Source organism: Propioniciclava soli (assembly GCF_038502305.1).
GTDB classification, from domain to species: Bacteria; Actinomycetota; Actinomycetes; order Propionibacteriales; family Propionibacteriaceae; genus Propioniciclava; species Propioniciclava soli.
On record NZ_CP115965.1, the window covers coordinates 1,144,798 to 1,161,156 of the forward strand.

The 16,359-nt window shown below is 72.6% G+C and carries 13 protein-coding genes; 8 read left to right on the forward strand and 5 right to left on the reverse strand.

The window, feature by feature from the left end:
• The first annotated feature begins 16 nt into the window (after positions 1 to 16).
• Complete coding sequence (locus PCC79_RS05245; protein WP_342373206.1) at positions 17 to 1,276, forward strand: PspC domain-containing protein; 1,260 nt, start codon at positions 17 to 19, stop codon at positions 1,274 to 1,276.
• Positions 1,273 to 1,953 carry a response regulator transcription factor gene (locus tag PCC79_RS05250; RefSeq protein WP_342373208.1) on the forward strand — a complete coding sequence of 227 codons (681 nt, stop codon included), beginning with the start codon at positions 1,273 to 1,275 and terminating at the stop codon, positions 1,951 to 1,953. The genes PCC79_RS05245 and PCC79_RS05250 overlap by 4 nt, the downstream gene beginning before the upstream one ends.
• A 124-nt stretch (positions 1,954 to 2,077) precedes the next feature.
• Here PCC79_RS05250 and PCC79_RS05255 read toward each other — a convergent pair whose 3' ends face one another.
• Both PCC79_RS05255 and PCC79_RS05260 read right to left on the reverse strand, forming a co-directional pair.
• Complete coding sequence (locus tag PCC79_RS05255) at positions 2,078 to 2,344, reverse strand: GlsB/YeaQ/YmgE family stress response membrane protein (protein ID WP_342373209.1); 267 nt, start codon at positions 2,342 to 2,344, stop codon at positions 2,078 to 2,080.
• Positions 2,345 to 2,487: 143 nt separating this feature from the next.
• On the reverse strand, positions 2,488 to 3,720 hold the full coding sequence (locus PCC79_RS05260) for a phospholipase D-like domain-containing protein (RefSeq protein WP_342373210.1): 1,233 nt from the start codon (positions 3,718 to 3,720) through the stop codon (positions 2,488 to 2,490).
• 100 nt (positions 3,721 to 3,820) lie between these two features.
• Between PCC79_RS05260 and PCC79_RS05265 the strand changes: the two genes are divergently transcribed.
• A complete protein-coding gene (locus tag PCC79_RS05265; protein WP_342373211.1) occupies positions 3,821 to 6,325 on the forward strand; it encodes a UvrD-helicase domain-containing protein in 2,505 nt (834 codons plus the stop codon).
• 208 nt (positions 6,326 to 6,533) lie between these two features.
• Here PCC79_RS05265 and PCC79_RS05270 read toward each other — a convergent pair whose 3' ends face one another.
• Positions 6,534 to 7,439: a type IV toxin-antitoxin system AbiEi family antitoxin domain-containing protein gene (locus tag PCC79_RS05270; RefSeq protein WP_342373212.1), complete on the reverse strand. Its 906-nt coding sequence runs from the start codon at positions 7,437 to 7,439 to the stop codon at positions 6,534 to 6,536.
• 217 nt (positions 7,440 to 7,656) lie between these two features.
• Entirely contained in the window at positions 7,657 to 8,541 is an 885-nt protein-coding gene (locus PCC79_RS05275) for a M23 family metallopeptidase (RefSeq protein ID WP_342373213.1), read from the reverse strand.
• 249 nt (positions 8,542 to 8,790) lie between these two features.
• Here PCC79_RS05275 and sucC point away from each other — a divergent pair, with 249 nt between their 5' ends.
• Positions 8,791 to 9,993: an ADP-forming succinate--CoA ligase subunit beta gene (gene sucC / locus PCC79_RS05280; protein WP_342373214.1), complete on the forward strand. Its 1,203-nt coding sequence runs from the start codon at positions 8,791 to 8,793 to the stop codon at positions 9,991 to 9,993.
• A 2-nt stretch (positions 9,994 to 9,995) separates the two neighbouring features.
• Complete coding sequence (gene sucD, locus PCC79_RS05285; protein ID WP_342373215.1) at positions 9,996 to 10,877, forward strand: succinate--CoA ligase subunit alpha; 882 nt, start codon at positions 9,996 to 9,998, stop codon at positions 10,875 to 10,877.
• A 15-nt stretch (positions 10,878 to 10,892) separates the two neighbouring features.
• Here the strand turns inward: sucD and PCC79_RS05290 are convergent, their stop codons facing one another.
• Positions 10,893 to 12,707 (reverse strand): hypothetical protein, encoded by a 1,815-nt coding sequence (locus PCC79_RS05290; protein WP_342373216.1) that lies wholly within the window; start codon positions 12,705 to 12,707, stop codon positions 10,893 to 10,895.
• A gap of 93 nt (positions 12,708 to 12,800) precedes the next feature.
• Here PCC79_RS05290 and PCC79_RS05295 point away from each other — a divergent pair, with 93 nt between their 5' ends.
• The 3 genes from PCC79_RS05295 to purH are packed head-to-tail and all read left to right on the forward strand — an operon-like array spanning position 12,801 to position 16,342.
• Complete coding sequence (locus PCC79_RS05295; protein ID WP_342373217.1) at positions 12,801 to 14,183, forward strand: DUF6350 family protein; 1,383 nt, start codon at positions 12,801 to 12,803, stop codon at positions 14,181 to 14,183.
• A gap of 21 nt (positions 14,184 to 14,204) precedes the next feature.
• Positions 14,205 to 14,789 carry a phosphoribosylglycinamide formyltransferase gene (purN, locus tag PCC79_RS05300; protein ID WP_232548878.1) on the forward strand — a complete coding sequence of 195 codons (585 nt, stop codon included), beginning with the start codon at positions 14,205 to 14,207 and terminating at the stop codon, positions 14,787 to 14,789.
• Complete coding sequence (purH, locus tag PCC79_RS05305; RefSeq protein ID WP_342373218.1) at positions 14,786 to 16,342, forward strand: bifunctional phosphoribosylaminoimidazolecarboxamide formyltransferase/IMP cyclohydrolase; 1,557 nt, start codon at positions 14,786 to 14,788, stop codon at positions 16,340 to 16,342. The genes purN and purH overlap by 4 nt, the downstream gene beginning before the upstream one ends.
• Positions 16,343 to 16,359 lie beyond the last annotated feature (17 nt).

Consider the following 16,359-nt stretch of genomic DNA (forward strand, 5'->3'; position numbering starts at 1 on the left):
CCCTAGGCTGTGAGCCGTGACCCGGCCCGAACTCGTGGCGCCCGGAGAGCCCCGACGGCTCGACCGGCCGCTGGACCGTGCCTGGCTGGGCGGCGTCGCCGCCGGTCTCGCCGACCAGACCGGGTTGCCCGTCCTCGCCGTCCGGATCCTGTTCGTCGTCGTGGGTGCGTGGCGGCTCGTCGGCGTCGGCGTCTACCTCGGGCTGTGGCTGGCGCTGCCGCCGGCGGAGCCGGATGCGAACGCCCCCGGTGTGGACGCGGCCACCCGCCAGAACCTGCGCACGGTGGCTGCGCGCCGCCCCCGCACCACGGACGTGGGCCAGGCCGTGGCGCTCGGCGTGATCGGGGTCGGGCTCGTGTGGCTGATCCAGTGGCTGGGGTGGGGCTTGGCGTGGGACTGGTGGGCGGCCGCGGTGGCCGCCGCTGTCGGGCTCACGCTAGTGTGGTGGCAGGCCGACCATGCCGGGCCGGGGCGCAGCGACGCGTCGCCGGACTGGCGGGGCCTGCTCGGCCCGCTGGTGGCCCACTGGACGACGGTGGTCTGCCTCGGGGTGGGGTTGGGGCTGCTGGGCGTCGCGGTGCTGCTCACCTGGTGGGCAGTGCCGGACCTGGGGGCGTTCTGGGGGACGGCGCTGGCCGTCGGAGCGGCGGTGGTGGCGGTGGTGGCCGCGGCCGCGCCCTGGGCGGTGCGGACGCGGCGCGCCTTCGTCCGCGCCCGCGAGGCCAAGCTGCTCAGCGACGCCCGTGCCGACATGGCGGCCCACCTGCACGACTCCGTGCTGCAGACCCTTGCCCTCATCCAACGCCAGGCACATCACCCGCGCGAGGTCGTCCGGCTGGCCCGCCGGCAGGAGCGGCAGCTGCGCCAGTGGCTCTACGGTGCGTCGTCGTCGGCCCAGACGCTGCGCGACGCCCTGCACGAGGCCGCCCAGGCGATCGAGGACGACTTCGACGTGACGGTCGAGTGCGTCACGGTGGGGGACGTCGCCTTGACGGCCCGGCTCGAGCAACTCGTGCGGGCCGCCCGGGAGGCCATCGTGAACGCGGCGAAGCACTCGGGCGCCCCGGTGGTGGACGTCTACGCTGAGGTCGACGAGGATTCCGTCGAGGTGTTCGTCCGCGACCGCGGGCGTGGTTTCGATGTGGACCTCGTGGCGGAGGATCGCATGGGCGTCCGGGGCAGCATCCTCGAACGCATGGCGCGCCACCACGGCGTGGCGCGCATCCGGTCCGATGCCGAACGTGGCACCGAGGTGAGTCTGGAGATGAGGTTATGAGCAGCAACGGTCCCGAGCTCGAGGAACCGAAGGTGGCGGGGCAGCGCCGCGTCGTCCTGGTGGACGACCACGCGATGTTCCGCAGCGGCGTGAAGCACGACATCGGGCCCTACGTCACGATCGTGGGGGAGGGTGAGGACGTGCCCAGCGCGGTCGAGGTGATCACGCGGACGCTGCCGGAGGTGGTGCTGCTGGACGTGCACCTGCCCGGTGGCGGGGGCGTCGAGGTGATCAAGCAGGTGCTGGCCGTGACGCCGGACGTCACGTTCCTGGCCGTGAGCGTCTCCGACGCGGCCGAGGACGTCATCGGCGTCATCCGCGCCGGCGCCCGGGGGTACGTGACGAAGTCGATCTCGGCGCCCGAGCTGGTGGAGGCCATCGGGCGGGTGGCTGACGGGGACGCGGTGTTCAGCCCGCGGCTGGCCGGCTTCGTGCTGGACGCCTTCAGCGGGGCCATCGACGTGGCGTCCATCGACGAGGATCTCGACCGGCTGAGTCAGCGCGAGCGGGAGGTGCTGCGGCTGATCGCGCGCGGCTACGCGTACAAGGAGGTGGCGAAGGAGCTGTTCATCTCCATCAAGACGGTGGAGACCCACGTGAGCAGCGTGTTGCGCAAGCTGCAGCTCTCCAACCGCCACCAGCTGACCCGCTGGGCGACCGACCGGCGGCTCGTCTAGCCGCCCCGGGACGCGTCCCGGCAGATGGGGCGCGCCCGCGGGGAAGCGGTCCGGGCCAGGACGTGAAGAACCGGCGCGCCCCCGAGGGGACGCGCCGGTTGTGTGTGGTTGCGGTGTGTGGTGGTCAGGCGCGCGCGCGGTTCCGGGTCACGAAGCCCCAGATGGCCAGCACGAGCAGCGCACCGAGAATGGCGACGAGCCACGTCTGGAGGCTCCAGAAGTTCTCGAGGCCGATGTTGAAGACGGCGCTGCCGATCCAGCCGCCCACCACGGCGCCGACGACACCCAGGAGCAGCGTGGCGAGCCAGCCGCCACCCTGGTTGCCGGGCATGATTGCCTTAGCGATGGCCCCAGCGAGGAGGCCCAGAACGATCCATCCGATAAAACCCATGGCTGAAACGCTAGTGCGGTTTCGGGCATCGCCGCTACTCAGATTGGGCCGTTCAGGGTTCAATCAGGACAGACCCCCAGGAGGAGGGTCGGGGGTGCCCGGGGTGGACCTGGGATCGGACCCAGGTCACAGGCCGGCGGGCGTCACAGCAGCGGGCGCAGCGGCGCCAGGATGGCCTCGGACACCTTCGCGATCAGGGAGCGTTCGCTCCAGCGGTCGAGGGTCAGCTCGCGGCACTGGGCGGCGTCCATGTGGAACAGCTGCTCCATCTCGGCGGCCAGGGCCTCGTCGATCACCTGGGCGTTGACCTCGTAGTTGCCGATGAGGCTGAGCGAGTCGAGGTTGGCCGTGCCGATGGTCGACCAGATGCCGTCGATCGTGGCCGTCTTCGCGTGGACCATCGTGCCGCGGTAGAGGAACAGCCGGACGCCGCCGCGCAGCAGGGTGCGGTAGAAGCCGCGGCTCAGCCAGTCGGCAACGATGTGGTTGGACGCCGCCGGGACGATCACGCGGACGTCGACGCCCCGGGCGGCGGCGTCCGTGAGCGCGATCACGAGGTCGTCGTCGGGGATGAGGTAGGCGTGGGTGAGCCAGATGTGGTCGCGGGCGCGGTCGATCGCCTCGAGGTACATGTACCGGATGGGGTACACCCCGACGCTGGGCACGTTGCGCACCACCGAGAAGGTCGAGTGCCACAGGCGGGCCGGCGGCTGGGGCAGGGCGGCGTGGCGGCGTCCGCGTGCCCCGTTCCAGTAGTCGACGAACGCGTTCTCGAGCTCGGCCGCCGCCGGGCCACGCACGCGCAGATGGGTGTCGCGCCACTGCGTGGCGTAGAGGGAGCCGATGTTGTAGCCGCCGACGAAGGCCTCGCGGCCGTCGACGACCAGGATCTTGCGGTGGTTGAGGCCGGGGCTGCGGACGACCCGGCCGCGGAGCCCCGTCCAGGGCTGGTGGGGCATGACGGTCACGCGGTGGTCGAACCGAAAGAACTGCTGCGGCACGACCAGGTTGGCGAACCAGTCGTAGACGACGTGCACTGCGACGCCCCGGCGCGCTGCGCGGGTGAGGGCATCCTTGAATCGACGCCCCTCGGCGTCGGCCTTCCAGATGTAGGTCTCGAAGAGAATGTTCTGCGTCGCGCCGTCGATGGCGTCGATCATCGCGTCGAACAGGTCGCTGCCGCGGGTGAACACCGCCATCTCGGCCACCTCGTCCAGGCTGACGTCGACCGGCGGGGCGCTGGGAAAGCTGACGTCCCGGCGGTCGCGCTTGCGTTGGTGGTCCACGACGGCGAGCCCGGCGATCGTCGCCGCCTGCGCGGCGAGGCCGGCCCCCAGGGTCACGCGGATCGCCGTCTGCACGCGCCGGGCCACCATGGGCGCCACTGTACCTGCGCGGGGGTGGACGCCCGCGGGGTGCTGGCGGGCGCTGCCGCGCCGGTGGCCTGTCGGGGGTGACCAGTAGGCTGGCAGGGCCATGACGAACCCGTTTCCTGACCTGTTCACCTTTGCCGCGCCCCCGGAACCGTCGGTCGGACGCCCGGGCGGGTCCCCGCGGGACGAGGGGTCCGGGGACGCCCCGCGCAGGCGCCGGCGTCCGGACCCCGAAGAACTGTTGGCCGGGCTGAACCCGCCGCAGCGCGAGGCCGTGGTGCATGCCGGCTCGCCGGTGCTGGTGGTGGCAGGCGCCGGGTCGGGCAAGACGCGCGTGCTGACGCGGCGTATCGCGTGGCTGATCGGGCAGCGGGGCGTCCACCCCGGCTCGGTGCTCGCGATCACGTTCACCAACAAGGCCGCCGCGGAGATGCGCCATCGCGTGGAGGAGCTGGTGGGCAACCGGGCGCGGTTGATGTGGGTGTCCACGTTCCACTCGGCGTGCGTGCGCATCCTGCGCTCCGACATCGACCGGTTCGGCATGAGCCGGACGTTCTCGATCTACGACGACACCGACTCGAAGCGGCTCATGACCCTGGTGACCAAGGAGCTGGGGTTGGACCCGAAGCGGTACCCCGTGCGCGTGGTGATGAACGCGGTGTCGAACTGGAAGAACGAGCTGGTCGACCACGAGTCGGCCTCCTCGGCGGCCCAGACCCAGGCCGAGGAGGTGTACGCCGAGGCGTACTCCGAGTACCAGCGTCGGCTGATTGCGGCAAACGCGTTGGATTTCGACGACCTGATCATGACGACGGTGCACCTGTTGCAGGCGTTCCCCGATCTGCGGGAGACGTACCGGCGGCGCTTCCGGCACGTGCTGGTCGATGAATACCAGGACACCAACCACGCGCAGTACGCGCTGGTGCGCGAGCTGTGCGGCGACGTGGCGGGCCTGGAGGGTGCCGTCGAGGCGCCGGAGTTGCTGGTGGTGGGCGACTCCGACCAGTCGATCTACGCGTTCCGCGGCGCGACGATCCACAACATCTTGGACTTCGAGGCTGACTTCCCGGGGGCACGGACGATCCTGCTGGAGCAGAACTACCGCTCGACGCAGACGATCTTGACCGCGGCGAACGCCGTCATCACGAAGAATCCGCACCGCCCCGCGAAGAACCTGTGGTCGGACGCGGGTGATGGTGAACTCATCACGGGGTACGTGGCGGACACCGAGCACGAGGAGGCCCAGTTCATCGCGAACGAGGTCGACCGGCTGACCGACGCCGGCGTCCAGCCCTCCGACGTGGCCGTGTTCTACCGCACCAACGCGCAGTCGCGGGCCTTCGAGGAGGTGTTCATCCGCGTCGGGCTGCCGTACAAGGTGGTGGGCGGCGTCCGGTTCTACGAGCGGCGCGAGGTGCGCGACGCGATCGCGTACCTGCGGGCGATCGCCAACATTGACGACGACGTGAGCGTGCGGCGCATCCTGAACGTGCCGAAGCGGGGCATCGGCGATCGCGCCGAGGCGATGGTGGAGGCGTTCGCGACCGGGGAGCAGATCTCGTTCGGCCGGGCGCTCGACAAGGTGGACGAGGTCGTGGGCCTGGCGCCGCGCTCGGCCAAGCAGCTGCGCGGCTTCGCGGAGATGATGGCCAAGCACCGCGCGATGGTGGCCGAGGGCATCAGCGCCGATCGGATCCTGGCGAGCATCCTGGGCGATTCGGGGTATCTCGCCGAGCTGGAGGCGTCCAGTGATCCGCAGGACGCCACCCGATTGGAGAACCTGATCGAGCTGGTGAGCGTGGCCGGGGAGTTCGTCGCCGCGGCGCACACCATCGACGTGACGCCGGGGTCGTCGGGGCTGCTGGACGGGGTGTCGGGGGCGGGGTCGGACGACGCCGACGTGACGGGGGGGGGCGCCGAGGAGGGTGAGGACGAGGCCGACGGCACCGAGCTGGCCGCCGGTTCGCCGGAGCCGGACGACTCGTTGCCGGCGTTCCTGGAGCGGATCGCGCTGGTGGCCGATTCCGACCAGATCCCGGACGCCGACGGTGGCGGCGGGGTCGTGACGCTGATGACGCTGCACACGGCGAAGGGCCTGGAGTTTCCGGTGGTGTTCCTGACGGGCTTCGAGGACGGGATCTTCCCGCACCTGCGGGCGCTGACCGACCCGAAGGAGCTCGAGGAGGAGCGGCGACTCGCCTACGTCGGCATCACCCGGGCGCGGGAGCGGCTCTACCTGTCACGGGCGGCGGTGCGGGTGATGTGGGGCCAGCCGCAGTACAACCCGCCGAGCCGGTTCATCGACGAGATTCCCGACCGGCTGATCGACTGGCTCCGCGTGGGTGCCGCGGCCGGCACGTGGGCGTCGGGGGCGTCCCGGCGCCGGGAGGAGTCGTGGCGCTCGACGGTCGGCTACGGCCAGGCGGCCCCCAAGCCCAAGGCGCCCGCGGCGCTCTCGGTGGGGGACCGCGTGCTGCACACCACCTTCGGGATGGGCACGGTGACGGAGACGGCTGGTGCAGGAGACACCCTCAAGGTGGTCGTGGACTTCGGCTCCGCTGGTCTCAAGAAGCTTTCCGTCAAGCACGCCCCGATGGAGAAGCTCTGAGCCCGGCCCCGGGGTGGCGGCGACACGCTCACTCCGGTCTCAAACTCCGGTTCCGGTGGCGGAGTTTGAGACCAGAAGTGGAGTTTGAGTGCGGCAGGCACCGCGCAGCCGGCGCGAAAAACACCAGGACGCCACCGCCGGACGTCCACGCTCGGACCGCGCCGCGCTGACCGGCGCCGGCCCCACTCGGCCGGCCGAAAGGGCGACCCTAGGGCAGTCGCAGCGGCGTCTGGAGGAGGGTGCGGCTGATGCGCCGCTGCACCTGGGCCGGATGATCGAGCTCGGACCACACGACGCGAAGGAAGCCGAAGCCTCGCTCGCGGATCCAGTCCTCCCGCGCCTTCTCGGCCAGCAGGGCGGAGCGCCCTGCAGGCCCGTCGTACTTCACCGCACCGTCGAATTCCACGACGAGCCGTCCCTCCACGAGGTGGTCGACGCGGTAACCCGCACCGGGTCCGCCGACGTTGGCCTGGATCTCGAAGTGCCACGGGCTGTTGGACAGAATCCAGCGCAGACGCGATTCCCCTGGTGACTCAGTGCGCTCATCGGCCAGCTCAACGGCCCGCCGCGCGGCAACCACACCGCGGCGCAGGCGTCCGGACGCGAGCACGGAGGCCACATCATCACGGGTGCAGCAGCCCCGGTGCAGCGCGTCGTCGATCGCGACCAGTCCGGCCGTAATGCCGAATTGAGCTGCGACTTGGGCCAGCGCCAACGGCACGCCGGCGACTCGGTAGCCGTCGACCTCGACCACCTGGTCGGCCGCGCGCAACACGTGCCAGTGCCGGTGGTCGCGGATGCGGCTGCTCGTGCGGGCGTCCAACAGGTGCACCTGGCCCCAGTCGACGTCGAACAGGGCGATCCCGTGCAGGGCCAACGCGGAGTGGTGGCTCGCGACGGCGAACGGGTCATCGTCCAGCGTCGCGCGCACGAGCAGCGCATGGGTCTGGGGCCGGAACCGGCTTGCGGGCGGCAGATAAATGCCGCGGGAGGCCCGGACGAGACGGCCGTCCGCCACGAGGCGTCCGAGCGTGTGGCTGGCGCGTCCCAGATCGGACACCTGGGCGGCGGTCACGTAGCCCTGGCGCTGGGCCAGATCGATGATGTGCTGCACGCCCCCACATTTGGCCAAGGAGGGCGGAATCCGTCATCGTCCAGTGCCGCCTGTGGAGCGGGGGCGGCGTTGTCCACAGGGCGGGCATCGCCGGGGCGGATGCCCAAACGCCGCTTTGGGTCTCAAACTCCGCGACCAATCGTGGAGTTTGAGACCCAAGTGTGCGTGTCGCCGGCCCTCGGCGGGCCGGGGCCGGCCCTCGGCGGGCCGGGGGCGGTCAGGCCTGGCCGCGGGCCAGGTAGGGGGCCGGGTCGGAGTTGACGCCGTTGACGTACACCGAGAAGTGCAGGTGGGGGGCCGTCGAGAGGCCGGTGTTGCCGACGTAGCCGATCAGCTGACCGCGCTTGACGCTCTGCCCCTCGGCCACCACGAAGCTGTCCATGTGCAGGTAGGCGGTCTCCAGGGCCTCACCGTCCACCGTGCCGTGGTCGATGCGCACGTTGTTGCCCGACCCGCTGTTGTGACCCGACGCGGCCTTCGTCACCACACCGTCGAGCACTGCGTAGATCGGGGCGCCCACGGCGCCGCCGATGTCCGCCCCGCCGTGCAACCGGGTGTAGTGCAGGATCGGGTGCAGCCGCATGCCCCACGGGGAGCTGATGCCGCCCTCGGTGGGCCAGAAGAACGTGTCCGCCTCCGCGATGCGCTGGGCCTCGGAGTCGATCGCCGTCACGGTCGAGGCCAGGGCCTCCGAGCGGGCGGCCGCCGCGGCGGACGTCTGCGCGTCGGCGACCTGCTCGCCCACCTCGTCCAGCACCGCCGCGCGGTCGGACGCCGCGGCCGCGACGTCCCCGGCCGCGAGCTCCTCGCGGATCTGGTCGCGCGACGTGGAGGTCTCGCGCCCGGTGAAGGCGTCGGTGCTGCCCGCCACGGCCGCGGCCGGCGACGGCGTGGTCGCCGTCGGGGCGGCGTTGGACGCCTGGGCGTCCAACCCGGGGCTCACCAGGGCCAACGCGCCCACGGCGGACGCCGCCGCCACGGCGATGCCGATCCGGACAACCCGGCTGACCGTGGCCGAGCGACGGTCACCGGCCACGCTCGCGGGTGCGTCCACGTCGTCGATCTGACGCGGCGGGGGGGAGCCGGGAGGGGGAACAGGCACCGTCGGTCCTTCCAAAGCTGAGAGTTTTCAGAGGCGTTCGTGGCCTGGGGGGCCACCGCGCTGAGACAAACTTAGCGACTCGTTAAGGTTTCTCAGAATTCACGGCAAGGTTGCCGCGCGGTTGCCGCGGCACCCCCCGGGGTCGGGCGCCTGGGCGCGGGTTTCGCAGCGCGCGGGTCGGCCCACTAGGCTCGGCGGCGTGAGGACGCCCGCGCCGGCGCGGCGTCCGGCGTGACGAGGACGGAGATCATGGATCTTTTCGAGTACCAGGCGCGCGACCTGTTCGAGCGCCACGACGTACCCGTACTGCGGGGCATCGTGGCCACGACGCCGGAGGAGGCCCGCCGGGCCGCCGAGGAGCTCGGGACGAACGTGGTGGTCGTCAAGGCGCAGGTGAAGGTGGGCGGCCGCGGCAAGGCGGGCGGCGTGAAGCTCGCCCGCAGCCCCGAGGAGGCCGAGCAGCACGCCCGGGCCATCCTGGGCATGGACATCAAGGGCCACACGGTCAACACGGTGATGATCGCCGAGGGGGCCGACATCGCCGACGAGTACTACTTCTCCCTGCTGCTCGACCGCGCGAACCGCACCTACCTGGCGATGTTCAGCCTCGAGGGCGGCGTCGAGATCGAGACGCTGGCCGAGGAGCGCCCCGAGGCGCTCATTCGCGTCGCCGTGGACCCGCGCACGGGCCTGGACGAGTCCGTGGCGCGCCGCATCGCCGAGGAAGCCGACTTCCCGGTCGAGCTGCGCGACCAGTTCGTGAACGTGCTCGTCACGCTGGGCGACGTCTACCGCGAGGCGGACGCCACCCTGGTCGAGGTCAACCCGCTGGTGAAGACCGGCGACGGCCGCATCATCGCCCTCGACGGCAAGGTGACCCTCGACGACAACGCCGACTTCCGCCACCCGGATCGGGCCGAACTCGTCGACGAGGCGGCCATCGACCCCCTCGAGCTGCGCGCGGCCGAGAAGCACCTCAACTACGTCAAGCTCGACGGCGAGGTCGGCATCATCGGCAACGGTGCGGGGCTCGTGATGAGCACCCTCGACGTCGTGGCCTACGCCGGCGAGGATCTGCCGGGGACGCCCACGCCCGCCAACTTCCTCGACATCGGCGGCGGCGCCTCCGCCCAGGTCATGGCCGATGGGCTGGACATCATCTTGTCCGACCCGAAGGTCGAGGCGGTCTTCGTGAACGTGTTCGGTGGCATCACGGCGTGCTCCGAGGTGGCCAAGGGCATCCGGGGTGCGCTCGAGCAGCTGGGCGACAAGGCGTCCAAGCCGATCGTCGTGCGTCTGGACGGCAACGCGGTCGAGGTCGGACGCGAGATCCTCACCGAGTACGACCACCCGCTCGTGACCGTCGTCGAAACGATGGACGAGGCCGCCCGCACGGCGGCCGAACGGGCCAGCGAGGCCCTCAGCTCCAGCTCTACCTCCGGGAGGAACTGACCATGGCGATCTGGCTCGACAGGTCCAGCAAGGTGCTGGTGCAGGGCATGACCGGCACCGAGGGACGCAAGCACACCGCCCGCATGCTCGGCTTCGGCACGCGCATCGTCGCCGGCGTGACCCCCGGCAAGGGCGGGCAGTCGGTCTCCTTCGAAGAAGACCCGATCCCCGTCTTCGACTCCGTCACCGAGGCGAAGGAGGCCACCGGCGCCACGGTGTCGGTCGTCTTCGTGCCGCCGAAGTTCGCCAAGGCCGCGGTGCTGGACGCCGTGTCCGCCGGCCTCGACCTCGTGGTGGTCATCACCGAGGGCATCCCCGTGGCCGACACCGCCGAGTTCCGCGCGGCCGCCCAAGAGGCCGGCGTCCGCGTCATCGGCCCCAACTGCCCGGGCATCATCTCCCCGGGGCAGTCCAACGTCGGCATCATCCCGCCGAACATCGCAGGGCCCGGGCGCATCGGGCTGGTCTCGAAGTCGGGCACGCTGACCTACCAGATGATGTTCGAGCTGGGTGACATCGGCTTCACCACGTGCGTCGGCATCGGCGGCGATCCGATCATCGGCACCACGCACATCGACTGCCTCCAGGCGTTCCAGGACGACCCGGACACCGACGTCATCGTCATGATCGGCGAGATCGGCGGCGACGCCGAGGAGCGGGCCGCCGACTACATCCGCGAGCACGTGACCAAGCCGGTCATCGGCTACGTTGCGGGCTTCACGGCCCCCGAGGGCAAGACGATGGGCCACGCCGGCGCGATCGTCTCCGGCTCGTCCGGCACGGCGCAGGCCAAGAAGGAAGCCCTCGAGGCGGCCGGCGTCCGCGTCGGCAAGACCCCGAGCGAGACCGCAGCGCTCGCGCGGGAGGCGTACGAGAACCGCTGACCCCGCTCGACCCCGCTAGGGCGTCGTCGCAGCCGTCGGATCCGACGGGGCGGCGGCGCCCTCGCTCGTCCCCGCGCTCCCCGGCGACACCGTGCTCCCCGGCGACACCGTGCTCCCCGGCGACACCGTGCTCTCTGGCGACGCCGTGCTCTCCGGAGACGCCGTGCCCTCGGCCGTCGCGGTGGGGTCGGGCGTCGGCTCGGGCTCGGGCAGCTGCGTCACCCGCTGGGCGGCGCGGACGGAGACCTGGCCCCAGCCGGCGTCGGAGAAGTCGACCCCGTCGGTGGGGTTGGCCATGAGGTAGACGACGCGGTCGCCCACTGCCTGGACGCTGACGCGGAAGGTCGCGGTCGTCGTCTCGTCGGTCTGCTGCGTGACGGTCCACGCGGCCCCGGTGCCGGCCCCGGTGAGGTCGGTGACGCGGGTCACCTGGGCGGTGGCCGCCCGGTCCGGGCAGCCGTCGATGGCGGACGCCACGCCGACCGAGAACGCGGACGCCTCCTCGGCGGACGCGAACCGGTAGATCACCTCGTCGACGCCGAATCCGGCCGGGATGCCGGGGTCGTCGGCCAGCAGGTACGTGCGCTGCTGGGCCTCGGTCGCGTTGGGCACCGCCGTCAGGTCGACGTTCTCGCAGCGTGTGCCGACGATGCGCAGGGCGGGCATCTCGGTGCCCCGCCACGAGCCGGCCCCGGGGGTGAGGCGGGGCAGGTCGACCCCGGCCAGCCAGCCGAACGGTTCGGTGGGCGGCGGGGCGGCGTCCGCGACGGCCACCTCGGTCGGGCACTCGCCGCCCTGGGTGCACTGCCGGGCGAGCGCGTTGCCGAGCACGGACGCGACGGCGAGCACGTCGGGTGCCTCGTCGGGCTGCGTGGCGTCCACGATGTTGACGAGCGCACCCGTCTGGGCCAGGACGAAGGTGTGGTACTCGTCCTCGGTGTCCTGGAAGACGAAGGTCGCGGCCGTGGACGCGTCGGCCAGGCCGGTCACCGACCAGCCGCTGATGAGGAGCGCGGTGTTCCGTGCGCACGCGCCCAGCTCGGTGACGCGCTCGGCGAACGCGGCGCTCGCCTCGGCCTCGGACGGGTAGCCGTCGACCTGCTGCAGCAGGCCACCGGGGGCGTCCGCGGAGGTGGGGGCGAAGGTGCGCACGAAGGTCTCCGACGCCTCCGGCTCGGTGCTGGCGGGGGCGGCCAGGCAGGTCGGCTGGGGGGTGCCCGCCGACAGCTGGGTGTCCGTGCTCGCGACGTTCCAGGTCGTGTCGGCCCGCAGCCCGGCCAGGTCGTCTGCGTGCAGGAGCCGGAGGTCGACCGGATCGACGGTCGGCGTGGGGGTCGGTGTCGGGACGAGGCCCGCCTCGCCCAGCAGCAGCGAGCCGGCCACGATCGCGCCCACGACCGCGACGGTGCCGCCGATCAGCCACGGGGCCGTGCGGCGGCCCTGTCGCGGCAGGAGGGGTCGGGTCGGGGTGTCCGCGACCGTCGCGCCGGACGCCCCCCCGGCCGGGACGCGCCCGTCGGGTTCCTCCGGCTCGACCGGGTCGTCGTCCTCGTCCTCGTCCCAGTCGCTGGGGCTGAGGGCCGAGCGTCGGGGGCGGGGCAGCGACGCCTCGTCGGTGTCGCCCGGCAGGTCCTCGGCGGAGGAGCGGCGGGCGCCGGCGGTCTCGCCGGCCCCGGGCAGCACGGCGGGCGGCGGGATCGGCGTGCCGCCCGGCTCGTCGGCGGTGGCGGGGGTGCCGGGGCTGCTGCCCTCGGCGGGCTGGTGCTCCCAGTGCGTGGCGTCGTCGGAGGGGAACGCCCTGCGCGGCCGTTCCTCGTCGTGATCCGTCATGGTCCTCCCGCCTCGGCTCCTGCGGGGGGACTTTACCAACGCACGCGTGTCCGGCGGGGTTCATCCGGGCGTGTGCACGACGATGGAACCACCATGCCGACCTCCCACTCCACGCGCCCCGCGCGCTTGCCGCTGACCGTCTCCTCGCCGGGCGAGCCCGAGGCGTCCGAGACGGCGCCGCTGGGGATGCCACACGTGCCGTGGCTCGCCGCCGCACTCGTGTGGTCGGCCGCGGTGGCGGTGATGGGCCTGGCCACGGTGGCGGTGCTGGTGATCGTCGGGTGGCTCACCGCCCTGCGCACGGCGCCGTCCGCCGTCGTCCAGACCGTCGGGCAGGTGTGGTTGAGCGTCCACGGGGTCGCCGCCGAGGTGCACCCTCTCACGTGGCACCTCGCCCCCCTGACGGTGACCTTCACCCTCGGGGCCGTGTGTGCCGTCGTGGCGCACCACGTCGCCGGGCAGATCGACCCGGACGGCGTCGCGACGCCGCGGTCCCGCTGGCTGGCGTGGGCCGGTCTGGTCGCCGCCTGCGGGGTCGCCTACGCGGCGGCCTGCGGCCTGATCGCCTCCCTCGTCGCCACGCCCGAGCAGGCGGGGGCGGTGCTCGCGCCGTCGTTCGCCCTGGCGGCCACCGGCGCGGCGCTCGGCGGCCTGCGCGGGGCCGAGCTCGACCCGGGCTCCTTCCTGCCCGGCCGTGCCCGACGGCTGCCAGGGGCGATCGGCGTCGGTGTGACCGTGCTGGCGGCCGGCGCGCTCCTCGCGTTGGCCGTCGGGCTGGTCGCCCACCACGAGCAGGTGTCGGCCGCGGTCGAGGCCCTGGGGCCGGACGCCGTGGGCTCCGCCCTGCTCGTGTTGCTCCACCTCTCCTACGGCCCGAACATCGTCGGCTGGGCCGGCTCCTACGTGCTCGGCGCCGGGGTCACCTTCGGCCCGGGGACGCTCGTGACGCCCGGCACCACCCAGGTCGGCGCGCTCCCCGCGGTGCCGGTGTTCGGCGCGCTGCCGGTGGTGCCGTCGCTGTGGTCGTGGGGTTTCCTGGCGGTGGGTCCGCTCGCCGGGGCGGCGGCCGCCTGGTGGATGCTCCGCCGCCCCGTCACTGATCCCGACACCCACGCAGCCACCCCGGGGGGCGGCATGTGGACCCGAGGAAATGGCGCCATGGCGCCATTTCCTCGGGTCCACATGCCGCTCGCGGCGGTCACGATCGGCTGGGCCGCGCTGGCGGGTCTGGCGACCGCCGCCGTCTGGGTCGGGTTCTCGTGGCTCACCCGCGGCGACCTCGGCACCGCGCGGCTCGTGGGCATGGGCCCGGTGTTCCCCGACCTGCTCTGGTGGGCCGCCGGCCCCATCACCGCCGGCGCCCTCGTGGTCGGCGGCATCGTCGCCCTGCGCGCACACCGCCGGTGCTCCGGGGCACCCACGCCACCCCAGGAGGAGTCCGAGCCCGTCGGGGTGGGCGCGTCCGCCGCGTCGTGACGCGGCCGATAGGCTGACCCCATGTCCCTGCGCCTCGTGGTCCTCGTGTCGGGGTCCGGGACCCTGCTGCAGGCCCTGCTGGACGCGACCCCGCCCGCCGATGCCCCCTGGGAGGTCGTGGCCGTCGGCGCCGACCGCGGCGGCATCGAAGCACTCGCCCGCGCCGAACGCGCCGGCCTGCCGACCTTCACCGTCGCCCTGCGCGATCACCCCGACCGGCGCGCCTGGGACGCCGCACTGACCGCCGCGTGCGCCGTCCACGAGCCCGACCTGGTGATCAGCGCCGGCTTCATGAAGCTCGTCGGCGCCGACTTCCTGGGCCGCTTCGGCGGCCGCTTCCTCAACACCCACCCCGCGTTGCTGCCGAGCTTCCCCGGTGCGCACGGCGTCCGCGATGCACTCGCCCACGGCGTCAAGGTGACCGGGTGCACGATCTTCGAGGTGGACGCCGGCGTCGACACCGGCCGGATCATCGACCAGGTGGCCGTCCGGGTCGCCGATGACGACACCGAGGCCACCCTCCACGAACGGATCAAGACCGCCGAGCGCGCCCTGCTCGTCACGACCGTCACCGCCCTCGCCCGTGCCCAGGAAGGACACCCATGACCGATCGGCTCCCTCTCCGCCGTGCCCTCGTCTCCGTCTACGACAAGGCCGGCCTCGCCGAGCTCGGCCGCGCGCTGGCGGACGCCGGTGTCGAGATCGTCTCGACGGGCGGGTCCTACCGTCTGCTCTGCGAGGCGGGCATCCCCGTGACGGAGGTGGCCGAGCTGACCGGCTTCCCCGAGTGCCTCGACGGCCGGGTCAAGACGCTGCACCCGCGCGTCCACGCCGGCATCCTGGCCGATCGTCGCCTGCCGAGCCACCGCGACCAGCTCGACGAGCTCGGCATCGCCCCGTTCGACCTCGTCGTGAGCAACCTGTACCCGTTCTCCGAGACGGTCGCGTCGGGTGCGAGCGTCGATGAGTGCGTCGAGCAGATCGACATCGGCGGCCCCTCGATGGTGCGCGCGGCGGCGAAGAACCACCCGAGCGTCGCGATCATCACCGATCCGGCCCAGTACGCCGACGTCACCCGCGCGCTGGCCGAGGGCGGCTTCACCCTGGCCGAGCGCGCGGCCCTCGCGGCCGCGGCCTTCCGGCACACCGCCGCGTACGACGTCGCGGTGGCGTCGTGGATGGGCAGCCACCTGGTGGCCGCGGAGGACGGCGCCTTCCCCGACTGGATCGGCGGCACGTGGGTCAAGGAGGCCACGTTGCGCTACGGGGAGAACAGCCACCAGCCGGCCGCGCTCTACTCCTACCCGGCCGGGCCGTTCGGGATCGCCCAGGCCGAGCAGCTGCACGGCAAGGAGATGAGCTACAACAACTACACCGACGGCGACGCCGCCTACCGGGCCGCCCACGACTTCGACGAGCCCTGCGTCGCCATCATCAAGCACGCCAACCCGTGCGGCATCGCGGTCGGCGCCACGGTGGCCGAGGCGCACGCGAAGGCGCACGCCTGTGACCCGCTGAGCGCGTTCGGCGGCGTCATCGCCACCAACCGCCCGGTCAGCGTCGAGATGGCCACCACCGTGGCCGACATCTTCACCGAGGTCGTCATCGCCCCCGGCTACGACGACGGCGCCGTCGAGGTGCTGGCGCGCAAGAAGAACGTCCGGCTGCTGGTCGCGCCGCCCTACACCCACCGGGAGCGCAGCCTGCACCCGATCTCGGGTGGCGCGCTGCTGCAGGCGCCCGATCGGCTGGACGCCCCCGGCGACGACCCCGCGCACTGGGAGCTGAAGACGGGCGGGGCGGTCGATGACGCCACGCTGGCCGACCTGGCCTTCGCGTGGCGGGCGTGCCGGGCCGTGAAGTCCAACGCCATCCTGCTGGCCGCCGACGGCGCGTCCGTCGGCGTCGGCATGGGGCAGGTCAATCGCGTCGACTCCTGCAAGCTGGCCGTGGAGCGCGCGGGGGAGCGGGCGGCCGGGGCCGTCGCGGCGTCCGACGCGTTCTTCCCCTTCGCCGATGGGCCGCAGATCCTCATCGACGCCGGGGTGCGGGCGATCGTCGAGCCGGGCGGGTCCGTCCGCGACGACGAGACGATCGAGGCCTGCCGGGCTGCCGGTGTGGCGCTGTACTTCACCGGCACGCGGCACTTCTTCCACTGAGCCGACGGCCCCCACCC

Coding starts and splice junctions, on each gene's coding strand:
- sucC (WP_342373214.1), top strand. CDS start 8,791: ATGGATCTTTTCGAGTACCAGGCGCGCGACCTGTTCGAGCGCCACGAC.
- purH (WP_342373218.1), top strand. CDS start 14,786: ATGACCGATCGGCTCCCTCTCCGCCGTGCCCTCGTCTCCGTCTACGAC.
- purN (WP_232548878.1), top strand. CDS start 14,205: ATGTCCCTGCGCCTCGTGGTCCTCGTGTCGGGGTCCGGGACCCTGCTG.
- PCC79_RS05260 (WP_342373210.1), bottom strand. CDS start 3,720: ATGGTGGCCCGGCGCGTGCAGACGGCGATCCGCGTGACCCTGGGGGCC.
- PCC79_RS05255 (WP_342373209.1), bottom strand. CDS start 2,344: ATGGGTTTTATCGGATGGATCGTTCTGGGCCTCCTCGCTGGGGCCATC.
- PCC79_RS05295 (WP_342373217.1), top strand. CDS start 12,801: ATGCCGACCTCCCACTCCACGCGCCCCGCGCGCTTGCCGCTGACCGTC.
- sucD (WP_342373215.1), top strand. CDS start 9,996: ATGGCGATCTGGCTCGACAGGTCCAGCAAGGTGCTGGTGCAGGGCATG.
- PCC79_RS05290 (WP_342373216.1), bottom strand. CDS start 12,707: ATGACGGATCACGACGAGGAACGGCCGCGCAGGGCGTTCCCCTCCGAC.
- PCC79_RS05250 (WP_342373208.1), top strand. CDS start 1,273: ATGAGCAGCAACGGTCCCGAGCTCGAGGAACCGAAGGTGGCGGGGCAG.
- PCC79_RS05265 (WP_342373211.1), top strand. CDS start 3,821: ATGACGAACCCGTTTCCTGACCTGTTCACCTTTGCCGCGCCCCCGGAA.